Genomic DNA, 5,794 nt, shown 5'->3' on the forward strand with positions numbered 1-5,794 from the left:
AATAGTTCAGGCGGTTCAGTAAATTTCGGCTTCAAGTTCGCTGATGGCTTTTTCGTAATCAGCGGGCTTGCCAAAGCCTTTTTTAACGATCTCAATGGGACGACCGATCTCGTTGAACGGCGCAACCTTGAGCACGTTTTTGTTTTCGATTTCCAACACGCCTTCATCGGCGTATTTTTCCAGCAGGGAGTTCAGCACGGTCTGGGCAGTGTCGGAGTATTTGGTGAGTTTTGACTTGTCGATGCCTCGGGTCACGGGGCGGATCCGTGCTTTAAAAATAGGCTGGTGTGGATTTTCTCATAAATAGCTGGAGAGGGCAGTCTATTATCAAACAGGTTCCAGACCCGGGCATCAAGAGGTTAGTTATTGGCTGGAGAGCCATAAAAAAGCTTATGACCCTCCAAAAAATTCACTACCGCATGGTAACGAACTCTTCCGCTGACGTTGGATGAATCGCAACGGTATTATCAAAGTCTGCCTTAGTTGCCCCCATTTTTAAGGCAACAGCAAAGCCTTGCAGCATTTCATCAGAACCGTGTCCGATACAGTGAATACCCACAATTTTCTCTTCTCTGCCAGCCGTTACCAGCTTCATTTTGCTGGGCTGTCGATGATTGGTCAGGGCTGAGTACATCGCAGTGAAGCCACTGCCATACACTTTGATATTATCTTCACCGTAACGCTCAACGGCTTCTTTTTCAGTCAGGCCAACGGTTCCAATGGTAGGGTGGCTGAAGACAACGGTCGCTACATTGTCATAATTCAGGTGTTCTTCCGGCTTGTTATTAAACAGTCGCTCAGACAGGCGACGACCAGCCGCTACGGCAACAGGCGTTAGTTCTATCTTGCCAATGTTGTCACCCACCGCATAAATGCCCGGTACACTGGTATTCTGGAACTTATCCACAGGAATATAACCACGCTGATCGGTCTCAACACCGGCGGCTTCGAGATTAATGCTGTGAGTATGAGGTTTGCGTCCCACTGCCCAGATGACGGTGTCAACATTCAGGCTTTTACCATCTTCCAGATAAACCGTCAGGCTACCGTCGTTTTCTTTGGTGATTTCTTTTGGTACGGAATGCGTATGCAGGGCCGGGCCTTCTGCTGCCATGATGTCCACCAGTGTATCGGACAGCATGTCGTCAAAACTACGCAGAGGCTTATGCTTGCGAACCAGCAGATGTGTTTCGCTACCCAGCGCATGAAGCACGCCCGCCAGTTCCACAGCAATATAACCAGCTCCCAGTACTGCCACCCGTTCAGGGCGGTCGATCAAATCAAAGAAGCCATCAGAATCAATACCGTATTCAGCGCCGGGAATTTGCGGAATCGCTGGCTCGCCACCGGTGGCAATAGTGATATGGTCAGCAGTGTACTGCACACCATTGACTTCAACAGTCTTCGCATCAACAAAACGACCATAGCCGTTAATAACCGTGACTTTATTGTTGCCCAGTACCCGGTCATAGGATTGATGGATACGACCGATATACGCTTCGCGACTTTCAACCAGTTTTTTCCAGCTGAAGCTTTTTAGTACAGAATCATGATCAAGGTCAAAGCCATAATCCGGACCATACTTCACCGCATCGGATATCTGACCAGCAAACCACATGGCTTTTTTAGGAACACAGCCAACATTCACGCAGGTACCACCGAGGTGTTTAGCCTCAATCAGACCTACTTTGGCACCATGCACGGCAGCGCGGTTTGCCGTACCAATGCCGCCGCTGCCGCCACCTATTACCAGATAGTCAAAGTGTGTATCTGTTGTCATACCCTTTACTCCAAGATCGAAACCCGTCTGTTTTGTATATTGGGTCAGTATTTATTATTTAAAGTTTCAGGCAGGGATGTATGCCCTGCATGGTTCACTGCACTGGTTAATCGTTTTCTGCTTTCACCTGAGTGGACGGGTCGATATTTCCATCTGTCCCGTTCTCACATTTACAGTGATAAGGTATTGAAAGTCAGGGTCACCATAGTGCAAAAATGAAAAGGTAAAAACATCTGCCGGTTGAAAGATGAGTACCTCTTCTACCCGCTTAAGCTGATAACCGTCCTGAATAAATATCTCCGTATTCCTGACTAGCTGCTCGGCCTTATTGATCCCGACACTCTGATCATATTTTGGTGCTATTGATGGGTTATCCGGATAGCGTTTACCATCATAAGCCATCAGCCTGAGCGACCCATCGCTCCAGACATAAAAGTCTTTCCAGCCATTGGTCGTATGATCAGAGAGAAGAACAGGCTCCCGGGCCACCGTCATTCGACTAATTTGCCCCCCCTGGTCACTGCATAAAAAAGCAGTGCAACCACCACTGCCACAGTAATTGATGTCTGTCATAAGTACGAGTGTTTCTAAGCGCCCATCACCATTTAAATCAGCTTGCCCATATTTAAGATCAGCAAGGGCAGGAAGGGGAGCCTTACCACTGTCGTTTTCCCTTACACACTGTCGATACATATCTTCTGTAAATGTTAACAATGTCTTCGATGTAGCTGAAACAGGTGATTCTGACACAGGGTACCTGTGGCAGGCACTGAGCAGGAAAAACACTATAAAGGTGAGGTGCAGGCATTTCATGATTAAAGTGCTACATAAAGCCTCAAAGTGACACGAAAGAGCGAAACAGGTAACACGATCTGCCACTATCAATGAACGAGGAGAAAGATGAGATTTATAATAAAAGCCTATAAAAACTGGGCTTCAGGCAATTTATACAACGTTGTCATGACATTGGCATAACGTTTGATTGTAGATGACTGAAAGCAAACATTGCCGCAATAAAAATAATAATAAGGCAGTGGATCAGCCAATAATAAAAATAATAATAATAATGGCTGGTGTTAAGTGGATTGGTTTGCAGAGTTGATTACAACGGAATGAAAACCAATCCACTTACTTTCTTTTTATCTCACCTGATCCCACCCTGTTGAAACTGAGCCGAACCCGAAAAGCCCAACCCAGTCACAAGACTTCATTAGCAGTAAGACATGCGAATACGCCGATATTCCGGACTCCAGCGCTTTTCACGAATACGCTGTTCAATTTCCGTACGCTCGGTTTCCGGAGCCAGTTCTTCCTTCTGAGCCTGCAAAGCTACTGCCAGTGCAATGTCGTCTGTTACCCGCTGAATACTGTCCAGAGTAGGCAACAGTGGGGATTCACGGTTAATAACTGCCGGGGATGACAGTGCCAGAGTCTGAACCGCAACGTCCAGCATGCCATCAGAAATACGACGTGCGCCGTTAGCCAGAGCACCCAGCCCCAGACCCGGGAAAATATAAATATTGTTGCACTGGGCTACCGGATAACTGCGACCTTCAAAACTCACCGGTTCAAACGGGCTGCCAGTAGCAACCAGTGCCTTGCCTCTGCTCCACTTGATAATGTCTTCAGGAACGGCTTCAATCTGGCTAATCGGGTTAGACAGTGGGAAGACGATAGGTTGTTCGTGGTTACGGGACATTTGCTCGATGATTTCCTGAGTAAACAGGCCCGGCTGTCCGGAAACACCAATAATAGCGTCTGGTTTGGCATGCTTTACTACGTCAGCCAGTGACACCGAGCCATCCATCATCCATGGTTGAATAGCATCGTGTTTTTGCGCCAGTTTCTGCTGAAATGCGCGCAGGTCAGACATTTCATCGTGTATCAGACCAAAACGGTCCACCATGTAGATGCGCTTGCGGGCTTCTTCTTCAGATAGTCCTTTCGCCATCATCAGACGGACAATCTGTTCGGCAATACCGCAGCCTGCTGAACCGGCACCGAGGAATGCAACGCTCATATCCTCAATGGATTTACCAGCAGTCTTGGCAGCCGCCAGCAACGTTGCTGCTGTTACCCCAGCCGTTCCCTGGATATCATCGTTAAAGGTGCACAGCTCGTCACGATAGGTCTCCAGCAACGGAGTGGCGTGGTTAATGGCAAAGTCTTCAAACTGTAACAGGGCATTTGGCCAGCGACGCTTCAGAGCTTTAATAAAGCTGTCTACAAACTCGTAGTACTGCTCGTCGTCAATTCGTCCGTGCCTCCAGCCCAGGTAGTTTGGGTCATCCAACAGCTTCTGGTTGCTGGTGCCGCAGTCAAGCATGATCGGCAGTGTCTGGTTTGGCGTAATGCCGCCTACAGCACTGTAAAGCGACAGCTTACCGATACAGATGCCCATGCCACCGACACCCTGATCACCCAGGCCAAGAATACGTTCACCGTCGGTGACAACAATCACTTCGATGTTGCGTTTGAAGTTTGCCAGCATGGCATCCATACGGGCGCGTTCCGGATAAGAGATGTAAAGACCACGGGGACGGCGGTAAAGGTCGCTGAAACGCTGACAAGCCTGCCCGACGACCGGCGTATAAATAATGGGCAGCATTTCTTCCAGATGACGCTGCACCAGGGCAAAAAACAGGGTTTCGTTGGTATCCTGCAGGGAACGCAGATAAATATGTTTCAGAATCGGAGTGGGCTTAATCGAAAACGACTTGTAAGCTCGACGACATTGTTCTTCCAGTGTTTCAACACGAGGTGGTAGAAGACCGTGCAGATCCAGCTCACTTCGCTCTTCCAGAGTGAAAGCTGTACCTTTGTTCAGAAGAGGGTTCTCTAACAACATCCGCCCGGATAAACCTGTATGGATGCTATGGGATTCGGCTCGGCTCATTTCGAAATTACTCACTTCCGCGTTCTGAAAAGAGGTTATGCGTGAATACTATGGGTAGCCGTATCCATTAAACAGACAGGATATTCCGCAATACCATGCGTGAATGCAACGCATTGGCTGGAAGAAGTAGGAATAAGCTGTTTATGGACGCTTTATTCAGTAGGCAGGTTGATCAGTTCTCAAAACAAAACGACAGTATTGAATGACGGCATTAAACGACTTAAGCCTTTTAGTGTTTCGCTGACGTAACATTCGAAGCCTGAAGTTACACTTTTTGTATCGTCGAGTAACAAATCGCCTGGCTAATTTCTGCTAAGTATAGATCAAACATGGTAGTGGAAAGTACGTATTATCTGTATTTTGTTCTAACACCTGAAAACTGGCACGTTGATTGTATAGATATCGGTGAAAAAAATAATAACAGTCTCCAATAACAATAATAATTATCTTGCTTCGGTCACGCAGCGGTATAATAAGAATAATAAAGCTGCCTGCTTTTTCTGATTTCTCTTTTTTACGTCTTACGTCATCCAGCACCCAATACCTGATCATCATTCATAACCGACAAAATGTGTTCTATGATCATTAAGCTAATAGAGCCTTTACCTGGTTTTCTTTCAAACAGATGCAAAATGCACTAATTTCAACACCTCTGTGAATCAAATGAGTACACGCTTTTTCTGTTTGATCAAAGGAGTTAGACTCCATAGCGAACTCTGAAATCAGTAAAATCTAGAAACGTAACCTATGACTGACACTCAGCAGACATGTTGTACAGAAATCCCCAGCTTATCTGAAGAACGCCTGACCCGACTTGCTTCACTGTTTCGCCTGCTGGGCGATGAAGGCCGGCTACAACTGGTCATGGCCTGCCTTGATGGTCCCCAGCCTGTATGCTGCCTGTCTGAAATTGCAGGCATGTCTCAACCTCTTACCAGTCATCACCTGCGTGGGCTCAGAGAAGCACGCATCCTGAAATCATCCCGAAAAGGTAAGCAGATGCTCTATGAGCTGGATGACCATCACATTCGCCACGTCGTTCTGGATCTGGCTAATCACGTACTGGAAGACGAATAGTCCTAATTGAATAGCCGCAGCCAACAGCTATTTCAGGTCGA

4 protein-coding genes and 1 pseudogene are annotated in these 5,794 nt (G+C 47.2%); 1 reads left to right on the forward strand and 4 read right to left on the reverse strand.

Annotated features, from left to right (window positions below; translation table 11 throughout):
• Nucleotides 1–15: 15 nt before the first annotated feature.
• From NX720_RS09440 to NX720_RS09455, 4 genes and pseudogenes are all read right to left on the reverse strand, one after another.
• Nucleotides 16–237 (reverse strand): annotated as a pseudogene (locus NX720_RS09440) (type I restriction-modification enzyme R subunit C-terminal domain-containing protein); the annotation flags it as partial.
• Between the two features lie 175 nt (nt 238–412).
• Entirely contained in the window at nt 413–1,780 is a 1,368-nt protein-coding gene (gene gorA / locus NX720_RS09445; protein WP_262600872.1) for a glutathione-disulfide reductase, read from the reverse strand.
• 123 nt (nt 1,781–1,903) lie between these two features.
• Complete coding sequence (locus NX720_RS09450; protein ID WP_262600873.1) at nt 1,904–2,473, reverse strand: hypothetical protein; 570 nt, start codon at nt 2,471–2,473, stop codon at nt 1,904–1,906.
• Between the two features lie 517 nt (nt 2,474–2,990).
• A complete protein-coding gene (locus NX720_RS09455; protein ID WP_262600874.1) occupies nt 2,991–4,676 on the reverse strand; it encodes an NAD-dependent malic enzyme in 1,686 nt (561 codons plus the stop codon).
• A 747-nt stretch (nt 4,677–5,423) separates the two neighbouring features.
• Between NX720_RS09455 and NX720_RS09460 the strand changes: the two genes are divergently transcribed.
• Nucleotides 5,424–5,753 carry an ArsR/SmtB family transcription factor gene (locus tag NX720_RS09460; protein WP_262600875.1) on the forward strand — a complete coding sequence of 110 codons (330 nt, stop codon included), beginning with the start codon at nt 5,424–5,426 and terminating at the stop codon, nt 5,751–5,753.
• Nucleotides 5,754–5,794: the final 41 nt, after the last annotated feature.

Source organism: Endozoicomonas euniceicola (assembly GCF_025562755.1).
GTDB lineage: Bacteria > Pseudomonadota > Gammaproteobacteria > Pseudomonadales > Endozoicomonadaceae > Endozoicomonas_A > Endozoicomonas_A euniceicola.